Below are 19,647 nucleotides of genomic sequence, written 5' to 3' on the forward strand. Positions count from 1 at the left end.
GAGGCAACATGGAAATTACTAACCCGATCCTGACCGGCTTCAACCCGGACCCGTCTCTCTGCCGTCAGGGCGAGGACTACTACATCGCCACCTCGACCTTCGAGTGGTTCCCGGGCGTGCGCATCTACCACTCCCGCGACCTGAAAAACTGGTCGCTGGTCAGCACGCCACTGGACCGCGTGTCGATGCTGGACATGAAGGGCAACCCGGACTCCGGCGGCATCTGGGCGCCTTGCCTGAGCTACGCAGACGGCAAGTTCTGGCTGCTCTATACCGACGTGAAGATTGTCGACTCGCCGTGGAAAAATGGCCGCAACTTCCTCGTTACCGCGCCGTCCATCGAAGGGCCGTGGAGCGAGCCGATCCCGATGGGCAACGGCGGGTTTGACCCGTCCCTGTTCCACGACGACGATGGCCGCAAGTACTACCTCTACCGCCCGTGGGGGCCGCGCCACCATAGCAACCCGCACAACACCATCGTGATGCAGGAGTTTGACCCGCAGACCGGCACGCTCTCGCCCGAGCGCAAAACCCTGTTTACCGGCACGCCGCTCTGCTACACCGAAGGAGCACATCTTTATCGCCACGCGGGCTGGTACTACCTGATGGTTGCCGAGGGCGGCACCAGCTACGAGCACGCGGTCGTGGTACTGCGTTCCAAAAATATCGACGGGCCCTACGAGCTGCACCCGGACGTAACGATGATGACCAGTTGGCACCTGCCGGAGAACCCGCTGCAGAAGAGCGGCCACGGCTCGCTGCTGCAAACCCATACGGGAGAATGGTATATGGCCTACCTCACCAGCCGCCCGCTGCGCCTGCCCGGCGTGCCACTGCTGGCCTCCAGCGGGCGCGGCTACTGCCCGCTGGGGCGCGAGACCGGCATCGCCCGTATTGCGTGGCGCGACGGCTGGCCGTACGTGGAAGGCGGCAAGCACGCGCAGCTGACCGTGCCCCGCCCACAGGTGGCGGAGCAGCCCGCAGCCGCTCAGGGTAACTGGCGGGAGGATTTCGACGGCAGCACGCTTGACCCGGAACTGCAGACCCTGCGCATTCCGTTCGACGACACCCTCGGCTCGCTCACCGCGCGCCCGGGCTTCTTACGGCTCTACGGCAACGACTCGCTCAACTCGACCTTCACCCAATCGACCGTGGCGCGCCGCTGGCAGCACTTCACCTTCCGTGCCGAGACGCGGATGCAGTTCTCGCCGATCCACTTCCAGCAGAGCGCCGGGCTGACCTGCTACTACAACAGCAAAAACTGGAGCTACTGCTTTATGGATTACGAGGAGGGTCAGGGGAGAACCATCAAGGTGATCCAGCTCGACCACAACGTGCCGTCGTGGCCGCTGCACGAGCAGCCCATTCCGGTGCCGGAACATGCGGAGAGCGTCTGGCTGCGGGTGGACGTGGATACGCTAGTCTACCGCTACAGCTACTCGTTCGACGGCGAGACGTGGCACGCCGTGCCGGTGACGTATGAGGCCTGGAAGCTGTCGGATGACTACATCGGCGGGCGCGGCTTCTTTACCGGCGCGTTTGTGGGGCTGCACTGCGAGGACATCAGCGGTGACGGCTGTCACGCGGACTTCGACTACTTCACCTACGAGCCGGTATAGCCCAGCGCACGTGACAGCTCGAGCCCGGCCTGCTGAAGCTGCTCGCGGAAATTAGCCAGCTCAGCGTCGTCCACGCGGGAGGTCAGCGTCGACAGGCTCAGGGCGGCAATCACGCGGGGCTCGTGGTTCCACACCGGCACCGCCACGCAGCGCACGCCCTGCTCGTTCTCTTCGCTGTCCAGGGCGTAACCTTGCTCACGGGTCTGCGTCAGGGCGCTCATTAAGGCTTCGCGAGAGGCAAGGGTTGAAGGGGTATAGGTGGTGTACTGATAGCCCTCAAGCAGGGCGTTAAGCTCGGTCTCGCCCAGCCAGGCAATCAACACCTTACCGATGGCGGTGGCGTGAACCGGCAGGCGGCGGCCGATGCGCGAATAGGCGATGGCGGCCAGCTTGCCTTCAATCTTCTCGATATAGACCCCTTCACGCCCGTCCAGGATCCCCAGATGGGTGGTCTGCCCGGTCCGCTGGGACAGCTCCGTCAGCCAGCCTTTCGCCTTCTGGCGAATATCGATGGAGCCCACGACAAAATGGCCGCGCTCGACCAGCTTCATGCCAAGGCGATATTTGCCGTTCTCCGGGTTCTGATCGATATAGCCGTGAAGCTGCAGGGTTTTTAGCAGCGAGTGGAGGGTACTCTTGCTCAGCCCCATCAGTTTGCTGATGTCGGTGATCTTAAGCTCGGTGGCCTGCTCGTTGAACAGGTCGAGGATCTGCAACGCACGTTCAACAGACTGAATAATCGGCATAATGCTGGCATGTCCACGCTGGAATTAAGGCGAAAACGTACCTTTTTTGGGGTGAAAAATCAATGAAATGGAGCCGGTTTGCCCGGCGGCGCTTCGCTTGCACGGGCCTACGGGTTTTGTAGGCCGGGTAAGCGCTGTGTCACCCGGCAGGAAGATCGCACCGATCCAATATCATGTCAGTACGTTTGGCTCAGTTCGGTATAGTCAGGTTTCTTGAGAATTCAACAGCAGAAACCGACTGCACCTTCCATAAGTTGTTTTCTTTAACCATGCAGTCTATGACTATGTGGTCCTGCTTTTTACCGAATGCAATATATACGTTGACACAGACTGGATCGGTATCCCCGGCTATGGCTGTTACATTCTGCGGCCAGTCATCGCCGACGTATTGCGCTTTTAAAAATATATCAGCCTCGTAAAAGTCTTCGTCTGCATAGCGAGGATCCTGCGCGTGACGGAGTTTTTTCATTGTTGATGCTGTGACATATTTATCTATTTCGTTTCCATCAGTGATGGGAAATACGTCTTTGTTGATTTGATTTACGTACCAGCTGTTAAATTTTACAGCACGCTCAATCGGATCAGAATGGCCAGCCATTGCAGAAAAAGAGAATATGAAGAGAAGCAGTAAGATATTTTTCATATCAATAGTGCCTGTAAAGGGTGATTTTGGGTTGTATCTTCCGATATGTCTGGCCGGGATAAAGGCTATTCTGTTTAAAGTCTGAATACCAGGTACCCGATCCGTCGTAGATACAAGCATGCCCGTTCTGATGCGCTCCAGGTAATGCGTCAATGACTGCAACATCACCCTCAATAGGGGTGCCATACACTTTACTGAATCCTGCCTTCTCAAGAGAACGCCAGAAGTTTTTTGCATCAGCGCCATCAATCTTCAGTCCTCCGGCACGGATAGCTGCAGCAACCGCGCGGGCGCAGTAACCGGTACTGTTATGATGTGCGTGGCTGCGGGCATACGACACAGCTTCATGCTTATTCCATGACATAAATAATCCTCATTAACGAAATGCAACAATAAGGAAATATTACGCCGATAAAATACGGTATTTTGTAATTGATAATGACCTGATGTTAACCACTATCTGCTCAATAAATAATGGTTAATAAAAACATAAATACTTATTATGGTTAATGTCTATCTGAGAAAGCGGCAGTAAAAATAGTTTTCTGCCAGACCATAACGCTGTTGTCATATTTTAGGGTTTTCTCCCTCTCCCTGTGGGAGAGGGCCGGGGTGAGGGCACCAGACCGCAGACGAGCCAATCACTCCCCAAGCGTCGCCACCATTACCGCCTTAATCGTATGCATCCGGTTTTCCGCCTGGTCGAACACGATGCTCGCCGCCGACTCAAACACCTCGTCCGTCACCTCCATCCCGCCGTGCAGGTCGAACTCCTTCGCCATCTGCTTGCCGAGCGTGGTCTGGTCGTCATGGAACGCGGGCAGACAGTGCAGGAACTTCACGTCCGGGTTGCCGGTGAGCGCCATCATCTGCGCATTCACCTGATACCCGCGCAGCAGGGCAATACGCTCCGCCCACTTCTCTTTGGCTTCGCCCATCGACACCCAGACGTCGGTATAGATAAAGTCCGCGCCCTTCACGCCCGCCGCCACGTCTTCCGTCAGGGTGATCTTCCCGCCGTGCTTCTCCGCCAGCGCGCTGCACTCCGCCACCAGGCTCTCTTCCGGCCAGCAGGCCTTCGGGGCCACCAGGCGCAGATCCAGCCCGGTCAGCGCCGCCGCTTCCAGCATTGAGTTGCCCATGTTGTTGCGCGCGTCGCCCGCGTAGACCAGCGTCATCTCGTTAAACGCCTTGCCCGGCAGGTGCTCCTGCATGGTCAGCAGGTCCGCCAGCAGCTGGGTCGGGTGGAACTCGTTGGTCAGCCCGTTCCACACCGGCACGCCCGCATACTGCGCCAGCGTCTCGACGACTTCCTGGCCGTGGCCGCGATACTGAATGCCGTCGTACATCCGCCCGAGCACGCGCGCGGTGTCCTTAATTGACTCTTTATGCCCAATCTGGCTGCCGCTCGGCCCTAAATACGTGACGCGTGCGCCCTGGTCAAATGCGGCAACTTCGAAAGAGCATCGTGTACGGGTCGAGTCTTTTTCGAAGATGAGCGCGATATTTTTACCGGTAAGCTTCTGTACTTCCTTGCCATTTTTCTTATCGGCTTTGAGCTGTGCGGCAAGGGTCAGCAGAGAAGTCAACTGTGCAGGGGTAAAGTCGAGCAATTTCAGAAAGTGTTTCTTGTACAGATCAGACATTTTATCCTCGCATGGCGAACGCCACTTATTGAATTAAAATTCACTTTATATGTGTAATTATTCATTTGCAACCCCGTTTCACAAATCTTTCCAACAAAGGTGGAGGCAAACCCGTCCGTGTGTGAAAATAGAAGTATCTGCCGCACTTTAAAGAGGATTGAGCCATGGCAAACCCGGAATTACTGGAAGAGCAACGCGAAGAGACGCGTCTGATTATTGAAGAACTGCTGGAAGACGGTAGCGATCCGGACGCGCTGTACACCATCGAGCACCATTTCTCTGCGGATGATTTCGACGCGCTGGAAAAAATGGCCGTAGAAGCCTTCAAGCTGGGTTACGAAGTGACCGAGCCGGAAGAGCTGGAAGTGGAAGAGGGCGACACCGTCATCTGCTGCGACATCCTGAGCGAAGGCGCGCTGAAGGCGGAGCTGATCGACGCGCAGGTAGAACAGCTGATGAACCTGGCCGAGAAGTTTGAAGTGGAGTACGACGGCTGGGGAACCTACTTCGAAGATCCAAACGGTGAAGACGGCGAAGAGGGCGACGACGAAGATTACGTCGACGAAGACGACGACGGCGTGCGTCACTAAGCGTTTCAGGCGGTGGCGCGCGCCACCGCTTTTTTCAAGGCAGAACCATGGATTACCCGCAGATACTCGCCCCCGTACTCAACTTCCTCCAGTGCCCGACCCCGCAAGCATGGATTGATAAAGCCCGAGACCCGTCGAACCTGCCGCTGCTGCTCACCGACCATATGGTGTGCGAGCTCAAGGCCGCCCAGACCGCGCTGCTGCTGGTGCGTAAATACGTCGCCGACGAAAGTGGTGCCGACGCGCTGCTCGACTGGCTCAAGCCCTACGAACAGTTCACCTTCCGCGACGGCCCGGAGCCGCACTTCATCGCCCTGCATAAGCAGATTGGCAAAAGCGTAATGCCCAAAACCGACGACCCGTGGGGCCAGGCGCTCATCGACAGCATGGTGCTGCTGATTAAAGAGGAGCTGCACCACTTCTGGCAGGTGCGCGAGGCGATGCTGGCACGCGACATTCCGTACGTCAAAATCACCGCCAGCCGCTACGCCAAAGGGATGCTGAAGGAAGTGCGCACTCACGAACCGCTGACGCTGATCGACAAGCTCATCTGCGGCGCCTACATCGAAGCCCGCTCCTGCGAACGCTTCGCCGCGCTGGCCCCGTTCCTCGACGATGATTTGCAGAAGTTCTATCTCTCGCTGCTGCGCTCGGAAGCGCGCCACTACCAGGACTACCTGACGCTGGCCCAGCAGGTAAGCAACGACGATATCTCACCGCGCATACAGCTTTTTGGCGAAATTGAAGCCACACTTATCTCGACACCGGACCACGAGTTTCGCTTCCACAGCGGCGTGCCGGTGTAAACCGGCATAACGCAAGGATAAGGATGCGAGATGAAAAAAACGTGGATCAGTACGGTCATTGTTGTTGTCGCGGCTGCCGCCGTGGCGTTCTGGGTCTTCTTCGACAGGCAGCGCGCTCCGGAAGCGCAAATTGATACCGCTCTTAACGCGATGCCCGCCTGGCAGGTGATCAAGGAGCAGGAGCCTGTGCTGCATCAGCGCATCCTCGACCAGATGGCCGCCCTGCAAAAGGCCGGCGAGCCGGAGCAGCACATTATCGACACCATCCAGCCGCAGATCCTGCATTTGCAGATGACGCGCCTGCAAAATGCCCCGGATGCCAACGTGGTGAACTACATGACCATCAACATGGAGCAGACCGCCGCCATCCAGAAGGTGAGCGACGACGCCTGTTTCCGCTTCCTCTACCCGATGGTGAAGGGCGGCGTGAACCCGATGCGCATGCTGGATAAAGACCTGATGACGCGGCGCATGCAGGCCGATGCCGACATGATGCGCGCGGCCTACGGCAAAAATCGCCACACCGTGACGCAGGCCGAACGCGAGGCGGCTGTCGAGGATGTGCGACCGATTATGAAGGAACTCGCTGATAAGTACGGCGAGGACATCCAGCTGTTGCAGATGCCGGAGAAGGCGGCGGGCAAAGAGAAGCTCTCCTGCGATATGGTGCAGGAGATGTGGGCGAAGGTGCTGGCGCTGCCGGAGCAGAAGGCGGCAGGGGTGATTCGGCTGGCGGTGTCTGAGCTGGAGTGACAAAGGGCGCTGGTTTTTTGGGCACTTAGCGCGGGTTTAGCGCGTCGTCGCTTGCATGGCGGCGCGCGACGGGTATAATCCACAACGTTTCCGCATCCCCTTCAGTGCCGAAGTGGCGAAATCGGTAGACGCAGTTGATTCAAAATCAACCGTAGAAATACGTGCCGGTTCGAGTCCGGCCTTCGGCACCATCGGAACATCAATAGACGTCAACGGACGTCTTTTTTTGTGCCTGAAATCCAGTATCCGCAAGGCTTTCCTCGCTTTTTCACTCTACCTAAGTCAACCTGATTCAATCTACATCAACTTACTGATGTGGGTACAACTGCGGGTATATCCCGGTTCGATAATGTTTGTACCCACACAGAACCCTTGAAAGGATACTCATCATGGCTCTGAGTGATGTGAAGGTTCGTTCGGCTAAGTCTGAAGCAAAAGCCTATAAACTAACTGACGGTGAAGGCATGGTTTTGCTGGTTCACCCTAACGGTTCCAAATATTGGCGGCTTCGCTATCGCTTCGGCGGCAAAGAGAAAATGCTGGCGCTGGGGAAATACCCTGATGTGTCATTGGCAGATGCCAGAGCTCGCAGGGATGAGGCCCGTAAGCTATTAGCGAATGGCGTCGATCCCAGTGAGAACAAGAAAGCTGTTAAGGTAGAACAAGAGCAAGAAGCGATAACGTTTGAAGTGGTCGCCAGAGACTGGCACGCCAGCAATCAAAAGTGGTCTGAGTCGCACAGTGCTCGTGTATTGAAAAGTCTCGAAGACAATTTATTTGCTTCAGTTGGGAAGCGAAATATCAAAGATATTGGTACTCGTGACTTACTGGTCCCAATTAAAGCGGTGGAAAAGTCAGGACGCCTTGAAGTGGCTGCGCGTCTTCAACAGCGAACAACGGCAATAATGCGCTTTGCGGTACAGAACGGCTTAATTGATTACAATCCTGCACAAGAGATCGCTGGTGCGATCGCAACAGCTAAACGAAAGCATCGCGCTGCGCTAGATCTCAACCGCATTCCTGAGTTACTCCATCGTATTGATCGCTACTCCGGTAGGCCGTTAACTAGATTAGCCGTCGAACTCACATTGTTGGTTTTCATTCGTTCAAGCGAACTGCGTTTTGCCCGCTGGTCAGAAGTGGATTTTGAAACGGCTATGTGGACGATTCCTGGTGAGCGTGAACCACTGGAAGGTGTTAAACATTCTCAGCGTGGTTCAAAGATGCGAACACCTCATCTCGTTCCCTTGTCGCGCCAGGCGCTGGCCATTCTGGAAAAGATCAGAAGTATGAGTGGGAATCGAGAGCTGATTTTTGTGGGCGATCACGATCCGCGTCAGCCTATGAGTGAGAACACGGTGAACAAGGCGCTACGCGTAATGGGGTATGACACGAAAACGGAAGTTTGTGGACATGGTTTCAGGACAATGGCATGTAGTTCTTTGATTGAATCGGGATTGTGGTCGAGGGATGCGGTGGAGCGGCAGATGAGTCACCAGGAGCGTAGTTCTGTACGGGCAGCTTACATCCATAAGGCGGAGCATCTGGGTGAGCGTAGGCTGATGCTGCAGTGGTGGGCGGATTATCTTGATGCGAATCGCAATGAGGCCACATCACCTTATCTCTATGCAAAGATTAATGAACCCTTATCTTGATTGAATATAAACAGCCATTCAGTTATTTATCAATGAAATGGCTGTTTATACCCGTGTTGTGCGCTGTATCGTCAACGGCATTACGACCGCCAGGCAACCTTTCTCCTTAAAGGCGGAATTCAACATATTTTTATAATACTCTTTTTTGATGACTTCGCTGCGCCGGAGGCCATGTGTAACGTGGTTTAGAGTAAGTAATGTTGATGATCTACCCCGAGATAGATTCTTCTAGCCATTAATTAAAATTTATAACTGTTGGCTAACAACGCTGAACGGTTCTCTGCCAACGGTGGAGATAATCGGCTAGGTGTTGAAGGTATCATATTCTTCCAGCAACCAAGTGGATTTGCCGACATTGCTGCTCGTGCTTGTTGAGCTCATCAAAAAATTAATCGCTCGAACGCGGCTATTGGATTGGATTTTATACTGTCTATTTATCATTCAACTAAAACACATAAACCATGTTAATGATATTGTTTTTATGCTTGTTCTTCAGCTCAGTCACGGTATGATTTAACAATTCGCCCTTCAGTTTATGCTATATGACTTTGCTATAAGTAAGCAATTTTGGGAAGCATGATCAGCTATTAATAGCTTGAAATAGCTTATCAAAAGTCAACTTACTCCGGTGATATTAGACTGATATGTAACCAATATTTTTTTGTCGTGGTCGCTTCGGAAGGTAGTCGAAATCGTTAGTAAAAAAACATCAATGTTGAGGCGAAAAATAGTTGGCAGCTACTTTGATCAGGCGATGAGGAGATGTGCGTTCATGTTGTTGTTCGTCAGGGACGGTTCACCATTTATCGGAAAGGTGACTGCCCTATCACAGTGTGTGCTCAAATAGTAAACACGTTGTAGATATGGCCTATCCTGCACGGTTTTAAGACCGTCTCATTTGCTGCCGTAGTTGAAGTTGAAAAACACGCTCGGGAAAGTTAAGCAGACGCTAAGCAATGCACTACAGGAAGGTTTGTCCTCCTGAGTTCCGTCTTGCCAAGAGCATCTCTGAAAAGTGCCTCGAAAATATGATGAATATTTATCGAAAACGTTTTTGGCGTGGGAGTATGGATTACGGGTTTTGACGTTGAGCGTTTGGCTGAGTGGTTGCAGGTGCATTTATATTAAGGGGGAGAAGAATGAGAAAAAGCTGGACTATAAAGGAAGATTGTAAGCTGCTTACCTTGGTACGTCAGCACTTTTCCGCGTTGGTCAGCCATAACCGGCTGAATGCCACAATGCCATTTAGCCAGCAGCTTCACGATGCATTTGACTCACCTGATCGCGATGCCGCAGCATTGTTGTATCGACTCGAACAGGCAAAAATCCTGGGATTTGCCAGCCGTCCTGGAGGCGATCCCACTAAACAGCGGTTTCGCTGTCTGATAAACAATGATTTGGCGCTATACGATTATAGCCTCACCTTTCCCACTCTCAAAAAAGCATTGCATCCAGATACCGTTGCAGCAGCACTAAACCACTTCACGAATAGCAATCCACACGAACCACTGTCCAATACTATCAATGAAATTGCAAAAGCCTTGCATCTTTCCTCCATGCAGATAGAAAAGCTTCTGATCGACAGTGGCCAAATAACCATCAATAGTTACCGTGAGTGTGAGCGTGTTGGAGAGATAACTATCAATAATAATCTGCAAGATCTTATCTCCAGGCAAATTCCTGACATAACGCTGGTTGAAGATATTAACGCTTGCCGCGCCCAAGTCTCTCAACTTTACCACGTGCATGAACGTGATGGTGCTGAGGTCATATTCAGTTCCGATGGTACGGGATTCGGCAAAAGTTATGGCGTAATTCAAGGGTATGTCGAATATCTAGAGTGTTTCGCCAAAAACCAAAAGTCAGATGATCTGTTTCCCGAAGGTGGCTTTACCAACCTGCTGTTCATGTCGCCGCAAAAATCACAAATCGACTTGGATAGCAGCCAGAAAGACAAAATTCTGGCTTCTGGCGGCGAATTCATTTGCGTTCTCTCTCGTAAGGATATTGCCGATCTCGACTTCATGGACTGGGCCACGGGCTTGAAAAATCGCGACCGCTATATTCAGTGGTACGAAGGGGCGAAAGGTAGCAAATATATTGGCAGCGCAATGCGTTCGCTCAATTACCATGTCTCACAAATTGATCGCTGTGAAGAGCAGTTAAAAAAGCTGACAACATACGGTTCTCAGGATACCAACTACGAAAGAGAAATTCTTGAAGAGCAGCTAAAAAACTGTCGTCATAGTATCCGCAATACGATTGAGTCAGCCTGTAAATTACTATTTGGACCAGATAGTGAAAAAGCTTCCATTAAAGAGTACATTCGTCGCGGGCTCCAGGCGCGCCAAGAGCGAATGCAACACGTGGAGACAGCACGAAAACCAAGCAAGTCTGAACTAAGCGTACACGAAGTCTACTTCGAGCTTATCAAACAGGTATTGCCTTTCGAAGTTTGCCAGTACCGCCCGTCGGTGCTATTAATGACTACAAATAAGTTCGACACATCAACTTACCGACTGGCGCCTCGTCAGCGAGGTGAAGGCGTGCGTTTTGAGTCCGTAGGTTTCGACTTGCTGATTGGCGGCAAGCTGACTCCCAAAGATCCACAGATCAGCACCGTTGCGGCAGCTGGCCATACCGGGCAGGTTGCCTATCTTCGTGATGAACACTTCAGAAGTAATCCAGACTGCCCTTTTCGCCAGAAAAATATTCGCTTTACGGTAATCATTGATGAACTACATGAAGCCTACACCCGCCTTGAAGAAACATGCCATGTAAAGCTAATCACACAGGAAAATAATCTGGCGCATGTTATCTCTGTCGCGGGACGTATTCACAATGCGGTACTCAGCCTGGAGCGCCGGAAAAAGCCCAAAGAAGCGCAAACGACCTTTGAGCAAGAGATGGTCAAATTCATCACCATCCTTCGAGATCTACTGGCGAAAAAGTGCGAATTATCACCCGGTACGACGCTGGGCTCGATACTGGAGATGTTTCGCGACCAGTTAGGAGCATTCGAAGTTAACGGCGACGCCGCCGAACGCATCATTTCCATTACCCGGAATGTGTTCAGCTTTAACCCCAAAATGTACGTTAATGAAGAGGGGCTGAAACGTATTCGTATGCGCAACAGCGAAGGCGACATAACGCGCACCGAGCTGTATTACGAAGTCGAAAATGATGCCAGCGACACCAATCCCACCCTGCACGATCTGTTCCAATTGGTCTCCGTCATCCTCGCCGCCTGTTCTGATATCACCAACCGACACTTTAAGCGCTGGGTAAAAAATGGTGGCCAGGATAACTCCAGCAGCCAGAATACACCCTTGGGCCAATTTGTTGACGCAGCCAATAATGTAGCTGGAGTGGTGCGACATATCTTCGATCGCACCACCGATAAAAACTTGTTGATTGATCATTTCTACACTTATCTGCAACCCAAAACTGTATTCACGATGACGCCGATAGTTGAACTCAATTACGTGAACAGTGGAGCCGAGCGTACAATTATTCTGGCGTTCGAGATGGATCTGGTACAAGAGTTGCCTGAAGCCATGCTGCTACGTTTATTAACGGGCACGCACAATAAAGTGATTGGACTTAGCGCCACCAGTGGTTTTAGCCACACCAAAAACGGTAACTTCAATCGTCACTTCCTGGAGCGCTATAGCCGTGACCTTGGCTATCGAGTCATTGAACGTAAAAAAACAGATATCGATACGCTTAGAGCACTACGCGCGTTGAGAGCCAGTATCCGCAACGTCGACTTCAGGGTGTTCGATGATAAGCAGTTAAAATTGACCGATATCTACCAAAATTGTGAGATCTATAGCAGGACGTATGACAACTTTTTTGACGCGCTGAAGAAACCGCTGGAGTACGACCTGAAAAATGCCTATAAACGGCGTCAGTACCAGCGGGAACTTGAAGCGTTATTGCTTGCCGCCTACGAGGGTAAAAACAGCCTGATTTTGTCCCTTTCAGGGACATTTAAGCGGGCCTTTATCAGCGCCTGGCGCACTCATCAATCAGCCTGGCGTCAGCAGTACGGTATGCACTCCCGGTGCGATGAAAAAACGGATAACGATAAGAAACATGACCAGATCCTGACCTTTACCCCATTCAAAGGGCGTCACACAGTCCATTTAGTCTTTTTCGATTCACCACTGGCTAATGTCGAAGATATTAGGCAAGAAACCTATCTCCAGAACAGCAATACCGTACTGGTATTTATGAGCAGCTACAAAAGTGCAGGCACCGGCCTCAACTACTTTGTGAAATACCATGACGGCGATATTAATGATATCAATGCACCACGTCTGGATGTCGATTTTGAGCGCTTAGTGCTCATCAACTCCTCGTTTTACAGCGAAGTAAAGGACAACAGCGGCAACCTTAATACATTACCTAACTACGTTACCGTGCTTAAACACTACGCTGATGACGATATTACCGTCCACAAGCTGGCCGATTTCAACGTTAATTTCGCCCACGGCGAAAACTATCGCCTGTTAATGGCCGAACATGATATGAGCTTATTCAAAGTCGTCGTGCAGGCCGTAGGGCGAGTCGAGCGTCGCGACACTCTATTGAAAACAGAAATCTTTTTACCTCGCGATGTGTTCCGTAATGTTGCATTCCAGTTCGCCGCTCTCAGTGAAGATAGCGGTAACGAGGTAGTATCAGAAAGCATGTCCTTGCTTAACCACCGCCTAATGGAGGAGTGCGAAAAGCTGAGTCAGAACCAGTCATTTAGTGATGCAGAACAGCGGTATGCGTTTGAACAGGCTATCGTAGAAAATGGTCGCCGCATCGATGCTGTTCATAAGCGAGTCCTGAAAACCGACTGGATAAATCAGGTACGCGCCGGCAACCTTGAATATCTCGAATTGTGTAATTTATTCCGCGATTCTGACTCCTTTACCGATCCCATGCGTTGGCTGGAAAAACTTCAGGCTAATTCCTTGTATGCCGCCAATCGGCAAATGCAGTCAATCCACCACGCCCTGTTTATCGACCGCCATCAGGGCAACCAAACTATTTTACTTTGCCACAAACGCGGCCCGGATGGACTTGTCCACAGAGATTATTCCGCCCTGTCGGATTTCGCTGGCGGCGCAAGAGAGTACCGGCCTGAGCTCACCCTCTTTCCGCAGTATAGAAACGATGTCGATTTTACCCCCGGCAACCTGGTCGGCGAGTTGATTCGTGAATGTGACAACATCCAGGAAACGGCATTCAAAAAATGGGTACCCAACCCCAGGCTAGTTCCGTTGCTCAAAGGCAATGTCGGTGAATATCTCTTCGATAAAGTGCTAAAAAGCTATGGCGTTACCCCACTTTCTGATCAACAGGTGTTTGAACGCCTTGAACCGCTAGTATATGAGTTTTTTGACCGCTTTATTGAAGTGGGTAACGACCTGCTCTGCATCGACGTTAAACGCTGGGCGACGCAGTTGGATGATTTAACGCGGGCAGAAGAAACGCTTGAGAAAAGCAACAACAAGATTCGCCAGATCCGTAATATCACCAGCCAAAAGGCAGATACAGAGGGGCAGAAACAGCTTCAGGCTGTGCTGTCAGGCCGTTACGAACGCATTCGATTTGTCTATCTGAACGTCGCCTACAGCCAGAACCCCAATAATCTGATGTGGCAAGATAACGTGGATCACACGATCCACTACCTTAACCTGTTGCAAACCGACTACCAGTACTATCAGCCCAAAAATCGAGAGAGCGGACGAGCTCAGGAAAACTCGAAACTGAGCATGACATTGGACATTAACCCAATGTTACTAACCCTGCTGGGTGTAGAAAAGTTGCCGACTAAAGGAAAAGTCTCATGATCCCTAATCTGAATGAACTGACGGATACTCCGATTGCCCGAACCAATTTGATCAAGCTTGAAGAAGATCAGCTGACGACTATCCAGCGTCTCTTGGCCCCTATATCTAATATCTATACGATAGACTTTATGGTTCAGCGCTTTACTAAAGAGCGAAAAGAAAAATCCGCTGATTACTATGCGCGAATTCATCAGGAGGTAAAATCTTGCGTGCGGCAGAAGCTTGGGCTGGAAGCCGGGCAGGAGGTAAAATATGAACTGCATTGCTTACCAAATTACCATCACGTCTTTTTTTTCCTGGCGCCTGCAACTAACCCGAACAGTCAGGCTCATAGGACGTTGGCAGAACGTATTGAAACGCTTTGTCAGCAACTCACCGCTGAAAATCATGACCTATCTCGCCTGATTCAGGGATTATTTAGCCTGCATTTGAAAATGGTAATGCTGGAAAAAGCCAGTGAGCGCTTTTCGGTATCGCCGACTTACTTCAACTCAACGCTTTACCTTAACGCTCGTCTGAGTCAGCCCGTCACACAAAAAAAAGGCATCGGGGTGATGGAAGCCTTTGAGCTCGACATTTATGCCTCAGAATATAATGAACTCGCTTTTACCCTGCACAAACGAAAATTCTTGGTCGAACCGGCGGATGAGATGCACCTATCCCTGGACGATACCAGCGTGTGGTTTAGCATCGATAATCGTCGGCTTAAAGCTCGGCGCAAACTTGATGCCCGTGATAGCAAACTGGATTTTTTTCGTGAGCGCAGCGGTTATGGCGAATGCCAAGCCTATACCTATAACGTGGTCATGAATGCTGCCTGCGAGCGGCTCAGTGAACTAGAGATCCCCCATCAACCTATCCCATTTCAGGCTACACACGAGGTCAATCAGTTTGCTACCGACCTCGATCAACAGCTGGCTAATACGCTGTTGGTGGTTAATAACGGCGTCGAATTCAGCGTCACGCAAGAAGCTTATTTCTTTGATGCATTAGCCAACCAGTTCCCCGGGTATCAACTCTGGTCTCTGGCATCGCTTAAACATTCCCGACAAACCGGATTTGCTGAGCTGCCTGCTAATACATCTATTCTGGTACTCAATGCGGTAGAGGAAGAACGAAGCAACAGCATCCGGCAGCAAGAGAATGAATCTGTTGAGTACAATGATTTCTATTCAGCCTTTGCCGACGCCCGAAAACAACCTGAACTCAACTGGGATATTTATACCCAGCTTAAGTTAGATCGTTTGCAAGGGTGGCTAAATCAACAACCACTGCCTGTGGTTTTACAAGGAATGAACATTGATCGTAAGTTGCTGGATGCGATTGATTTTATTAATGAACAATTGATAAGCAACCCTGCTCAATACGAAATCGAACTTACGAAACCACACAGTCGTCTCAAGTCAGCAGTTACCTTATTGAAAAGTAAGGTACGCCGAACGAAAACTGAACTATGGTTCAAAGAGAGCTTACTCAATCAACATCACATTCCACTGCCAGACTTGGCGAACGGGCACTATACCGCCTATGCGGTACGCAAAACGAAAAGTAATATCCACCTGCTTGGGTATGTTGAACTAAAAATAGAGCACGGCCAACTTAGGGTGGTTGATACCGGGATCGTCGAAGGTGAATTCGAGTATCTATCTGTTGATCATCCAGCTCTGGGACGACTAAAGAAATTATTCGATAAAAGCTTCTATCTCTACGACCATACAGCAGATGTGCTGCTTACCACCTATAACAGCTCCCGCGTGCCGCGCCTGATTGGCCCGGCGCAATTTAATATCGTCGATTCATACGCTTATCAGGAACAAGAAAAAGCGCTGGCGGAGCGTCAAGGTGATAAATTTAACGGGTATACTATCACCCGCTCAGCAAAATTGGAGCAAAACGTACTGCCCTATCTGATATCACCGGGCCGCTCGAAATACGACTCGTTGACTAAAACTCAAAAGATGAAGCATCACCATATTTACCTGCAACCGCATGAGAATGGAGTGTTTGTTCTGGTAAGCGATGCTCAGCCTACAAATCCTACTATTGCACGGCCTAACCTGGTAGAAAATCTGCTGATATGGGATGCCCAAGGTAAGGCCGTAGATGTATTTAATCACCCGTTAACTGGTGCTTACCTCAATAGCTTCACCCTGGATATGCTAAGGAGCGGCGAAAGTAGTAAGAGTTCGATTTTTGCCAAGCTTTCACGATTGATGGTTGAGAACTAACACGGTCTATAACCTTCGTCCCTTAATCACGAATTCTCCCCCACCGACTCAGTGTGGGGGAGTTGACCCAGCTCACTTTTTAACTATCGTTGTTTGAAATTTATGCGTGATTTCTGCGCATTACATTCCATTTTATCCCCCTGACGCTGCCCTTCATGTTATCTTTAAGGCCCTCTTTTTTATCGCAGTGTGCCGCACCACATCGCTCGGGATAGTGTTACCGCCACTGCCTCATACAGACAGAAAAACCGATGAATAAGCAAAATTATGCACCTGGGATGCGGGTGGTTATTCGTGATGCAGAGTGGCGCATTCGCCGGGCGGATGACAGCGGAGATGGTGGTCACCTGCTGACCTGTGATGGAATTTCGGAGCTGGTACGCGGTAAAGAAGGGCTATTTCTGACAAAGCTGGAGCAAAAAGTCGAGATTCTCGATCCAGCAAAAACAAATCTGGTGGAAGATGAGTCAGCCAATTACCAGGCGGCTCAGTTGTACATAGAGGGCCAGCTACGCCAACGCGTCCCGACTGACAGCAAAGTCCATTTTGGGCATCAGGCTGCGATGGACTCCATGCCCTTTCAGCTCGATCCCACGCGCATGGCACTGGCACAGCCGCGCCAGCGGATATTAATTGCTGATGCGGTAGGGCTGGGTAAAACGCTGGAAGCTGGTATCCTGGTTTCAGAGCTGATTCGCCGTGGACGTGGCAAACGCATTCTAGTGCTGGCGGTTAAATCCATGCTCACGCAATTCCAGAAAGAGTTCTGGAGCCGTTTTGCTATTCCGTTGACGCGACTTGACTCCGCTGGTTTACAAAAGGTGCGTAACCGCATCCCAACCAACCACAACCCGTTCCACTATTTCGATAAGACCATTATCTCCATCGATACTCTGAAACAAGACATCGAATATCGCCACCACCTGGAAAACGCCTGGTGGGATATTATTGTTATCGATGAAGCACATAACGTCGCTCAACGTGGGACCAGTTCCTTACGCAGCAAACTGGCAAAATTGCTCTCCGGGCGTAGCGATACGCTGATTATGCTCTCGGCCACGCCGCATGACGGTAAGGCTGAAAGTTTTGCTAGCCTGATGAACATGCTCGACCCGACGGCCATTGCTAATCCTAAAGAGTATGAATACGCCGATTTTGCCGATAAAAATCTGGTTGTGCGTCGCTTCAAAAAAGACGTAAAAGATCAGATGGCTGGTGAGTTTCCGGAACGTAATATCGTCAAATTGATGCGCCCGGCAACCGGAGCTGAAGAGGAAGCCTACCGCCGATTGGTTGAGAGTCAGTTCCGTGACGATGATGATGAAGACTCGCTGTCAAATAAAGGCCACCTGTTCAAAATTACGCTCGAAAAAGCGTTGTTCTCCAGTCCAATGGCATGTGCCAGCGTGGTGGCTAACCGCCTGAAGCGGCTTGAGAACCGCAAAGAAATAAACAGTCAGAGCCAGATTAACGAATTAGAGTCACTGCTGCTGGCGCTCAATAATATTGATGCCAGCCAGTTCAGCAAGTATCAGTTGTTGCTGGAGACCATCCGTAACGATCTCTGCTGGAAAGCGAATAACACGGAAGATCGTCTGGTGATCTTTACCGAGGGTATCAAAACGCTCGAGTTCCTTGAGCAGCAACTGCGCTCCGATCTCAAGCTGAAAGACGATCAAATTGCCACGTTGCGAGGCGATCAGGGCGATACAGTTCTGATGGAAACCGTCGAAGCGTTTGGCAAAACCCAGTCTCCGCTACGCCTGCTCATCTGCTCGGATGTGGCGTCTGAAGGTATCAACCTGCATCACCTCAGCCATAAAATGATTCACTTCGATATTCCGTGGTCGCTGATGGTATTCCAGCAGCGTAACGGACGTATTGACCGCTATGGGCAAAAACACCAACCACAGATCCGCTACTTGCTGACTGAAGCCAGCGAACCGCAGATCAATGGTGATATGCGTGTGCTGGAAGTGCTGATCAATAAAGACGAACAGGCGCAGAAGAATATTGGCGACAGTTCCGAATTTACCGGCAAATTTACCCAAGAAGAGGAAGAGGAGCAGGTTGCTGAATTCATGATGCAGGACGATGGCGCCAGCCTGTTCGACGACCTGTTGAATAGCAATGTCACTGAAAATTCTGAACACGACCTGTTTGGCGAAATCTGCAGCGCAGTGTCCAGCGATGCTTCGATCGTGACCGAAAGCGACATTAGTCTGTTTGATAATGAGCAGGCATACTGCGAAAAAGCGCTAGGCTATCTGAAGGCCTGCGGCCAGACCGTGCAATACAATACCTTGCCTGATAACACCTTATCGCTGGTCGCACCGGAGGAGTTACGCCGTCGCTTTAACCAGTTACCGCCGGAAATTGCGCCGGAAAACTGGCAGCTTTATCTAAGCCAGGACAAAACCGTTATCACGGAAGCCATTTCGCGTGCGCGCGGTGAGCAACATGCCTGGCCCGATGTGCAGTATCTCTGGCAAATTAACCCGGTAGTGCAGTGGTTAGACGACAAAATTCAGTCTGCCTTTGGTCGCCACCAGGCTCCGGTGATGCGCCTGCCGCACCTGTTTGAACCTGATGAGGATCATTTCATCCTTTCCGGGTTGTTCCCGAACCGTAAGTCGCACCCGATGGTGAACCCGTGGCTGGTGGTGAGCTTTAACCGCGAAACGTTAAGCGGTAGCCTGCCTTTTGCTGAGTTCCTGAAACGACATCCGCAACTGAGAAGCAAACTGACTAACAGTGGTGGTAAAGATCGTAACCACCAGCGCCAGCAGGATCTGCTGGAAGCGGCAATCTCCCATGCGCGGGATGTGTTTGTTCACGATCGAAATGCTTTTGAGGAGCATATCAATCAGCAGCTCAATGAACATCTACAAAAGCTGGAGGTTCTGCGTGGGCGTCAGCTGAGTCAACTGGAGCTGGATTTTGCCGATAATAAACAGCTGCTTTCAGTGAAACAGAACCGCAAAGAACAACGTCAGCGCGAAATCGAACACAATTTTGACAGCTATATCCAATGGATTGAGGACACCATGACCACCGAAAAAGAGCCCTACATCCAGGTTATTGCAGTAATCACCGGAGCGGAGGGCTAATT

General features: G+C 51.1%; 13 protein-coding genes and 1 tRNA gene. 9 read left to right on the forward strand and 5 right to left on the reverse strand.

The genetic code is table 11. The annotated features are described in order from the left end of the window. The first annotated feature begins 8 nt into the window (after positions 1 to 8). Positions 9 to 1,619 carry a glycoside hydrolase family 43 protein gene (locus IM291_RS09440; protein ID WP_192986712.1) on the forward strand — a complete coding sequence of 537 codons (1,611 nt, stop codon included), beginning with the start codon at positions 9 to 11 and terminating at the stop codon, positions 1,617 to 1,619. Here the strand turns inward: IM291_RS09440 and xynR are convergent. The 5 genes from xynR to IM291_RS21910 all read right to left on the reverse strand — a co-directional run bounded on the left by xynR (position 1,604) and on the right by IM291_RS21910 (position 4,719). Then, positions 1,604 to 2,365: a DNA-binding transcriptional repressor XynR gene (xynR, locus tag IM291_RS09445; RefSeq protein WP_192986714.1), complete on the reverse strand. Its 762-nt coding sequence runs from the start codon at positions 2,363 to 2,365 to the stop codon at positions 1,604 to 1,606. The two genes, IM291_RS09440 and xynR, sit on opposite strands and share 16 nt — an antisense overlap. A gap of 190 nt (positions 2,366 to 2,555) precedes the next feature. After that, positions 2,556 to 3,008, reverse strand: a complete 453-nt coding sequence (locus tag IM291_RS09450) for a DUF3828 domain-containing protein (protein ID WP_192986716.1) — start codon at positions 3,006 to 3,008, stop codon at positions 2,556 to 2,558. A gap of 1 nt (position 3,009) precedes the next feature. Further along, entirely contained in the window at positions 3,010 to 3,372 is a 363-nt protein-coding gene (locus IM291_RS09455) for a hypothetical protein (RefSeq protein WP_033144509.1), read from the reverse strand. Between the two features lie 277 nt (positions 3,373 to 3,649). Then, positions 3,650 to 4,654: an ornithine carbamoyltransferase gene (gene argF / locus IM291_RS09460; RefSeq protein WP_050859691.1), complete on the reverse strand. Its 1,005-nt coding sequence runs from the start codon at positions 4,652 to 4,654 to the stop codon at positions 3,650 to 3,652. Then, entirely contained in the window at positions 4,624 to 4,719 is a 96-nt protein-coding gene (locus IM291_RS21910; RefSeq protein WP_213083700.1) for a hypothetical protein, read from the reverse strand. Before IM291_RS21910 ends, argF begins: the two co-directional genes overlap by 31 nt. 99 nt (positions 4,720 to 4,818) lie before the next feature. Between IM291_RS21910 and rraB the strand changes: the two genes are divergently transcribed. The 8 genes from rraB to IM291_RS09500 all read left to right on the forward strand — a co-directional run bounded on the left by rraB (position 4,819) and on the right by IM291_RS09500 (position 19,645). Continuing rightward, positions 4,819 to 5,244: a ribonuclease E inhibitor RraB gene (gene rraB, locus IM291_RS09465; RefSeq protein WP_003862940.1), complete on the forward strand. Its 426-nt coding sequence runs from the start codon at positions 4,819 to 4,821 to the stop codon at positions 5,242 to 5,244. Between the two features lie 47 nt (positions 5,245 to 5,291). Next, a complete protein-coding gene (gene miaE / locus IM291_RS09470; protein WP_192986718.1) occupies positions 5,292 to 6,050 on the forward strand; it encodes a tRNA isopentenyl-2-thiomethyl-A-37 hydroxylase MiaE in 759 nt (252 codons plus the stop codon). A gap of 30 nt (positions 6,051 to 6,080) precedes the next feature. After that, positions 6,081 to 6,803 carry a topoisomerase II gene (locus IM291_RS09475; RefSeq protein ID WP_192971532.1) on the forward strand — a complete coding sequence of 241 codons (723 nt, stop codon included), beginning with the start codon at positions 6,081 to 6,083 and terminating at the stop codon, positions 6,801 to 6,803. Positions 6,804 to 6,909: 106 nt separating this feature from the next. After that, a tRNA-Leu gene (locus IM291_RS09480) sits at positions 6,910 to 6,994 on the forward strand. Between the two features lie 198 nt (positions 6,995 to 7,192). Further along, complete coding sequence (locus tag IM291_RS09485) at positions 7,193 to 8,458, forward strand: integrase arm-type DNA-binding domain-containing protein (RefSeq protein ID WP_192986720.1); 1,266 nt, start codon at positions 7,193 to 7,195, stop codon at positions 8,456 to 8,458. A 1,139-nt stretch (positions 8,459 to 9,597) separates the two neighbouring features. Continuing rightward, a complete protein-coding gene (locus tag IM291_RS09490) occupies positions 9,598 to 14,307 on the forward strand; it encodes a hypothetical protein (protein WP_192986722.1) in 4,710 nt (1,569 codons plus the stop codon). Further along, entirely contained in the window at positions 14,304 to 16,535 is a 2,232-nt protein-coding gene (locus IM291_RS09495) for a hypothetical protein (RefSeq protein WP_192986724.1), read from the forward strand. The genes IM291_RS09490 and IM291_RS09495 overlap by 4 nt, the downstream gene beginning before the upstream one ends. A 251-nt stretch (positions 16,536 to 16,786) precedes the next feature. After that, on the forward strand, positions 16,787 to 19,645 hold the full coding sequence (locus tag IM291_RS09500) for a DEAD/DEAH box helicase (protein ID WP_192986726.1): 2,859 nt from the start codon (positions 16,787 to 16,789) through the stop codon (positions 19,643 to 19,645). Positions 19,646 to 19,647 lie beyond the last annotated feature (2 nt).

It is taken from the genome of Enterobacter cloacae complex sp. P27C (genome assembly GCF_014895705.1).
In the GTDB taxonomy this organism is placed as follows: domain Bacteria; phylum Pseudomonadota; class Gammaproteobacteria; order Enterobacterales; family Enterobacteriaceae; genus Enterobacter; species Enterobacter bugandensis.